The sequence below is a fragment of the Undibacterium sp. SXout7W genome, assembly GCF_049339385.1.
Classification (GTDB): Bacteria; Pseudomonadota; Gammaproteobacteria; order Burkholderiales; family Burkholderiaceae_D; genus Undibacterium.
Window position 1 is genome coordinate 1 of the sequence record NZ_JBMPPF010000112.1, and the last position, 334, is coordinate 334.

1 pseudogene is annotated in these 334 nt (G+C 51.2%); it reads left to right on the forward strand.

What is annotated here, in order from left to right:
* A pseudogene (gene rpsD, locus ACO0LB_RS20715) lies at positions 1–334 on the forward strand (30S ribosomal protein S4); the annotation flags it as partial.

Below are 334 nucleotides of genomic sequence, written 5' to 3' on the forward strand. Positions count from 1 at the left end.
GGCAACACAGGTGAAAACCTGCTGGCTCTGCTGGAAGGTCGTCTGGACAACGTTGTATACCGTATGGGCTTCGGCGCGACTCGTGCTGAATCACGCCAGCTGGTTAGCCATAAAGCAATCATGGTAAACGGTCGTGTTGTTAACATCGCTTCTTATCAGGTTAAAGCGAATGACGTTGTTAGCATTCGTGAGAAAGCGAAAAAGTAATCTCGCGTGAAAGCCGCTCTGGAGCTGGCTGAGCAGCGTGAAAAGCCAACCTGGCTGGAAGTTGATGCTGGCAAGATGGAAGGTACGTTCAAGCGTCAGCCAGAACGTTCTGATCTGTCTGCGGACT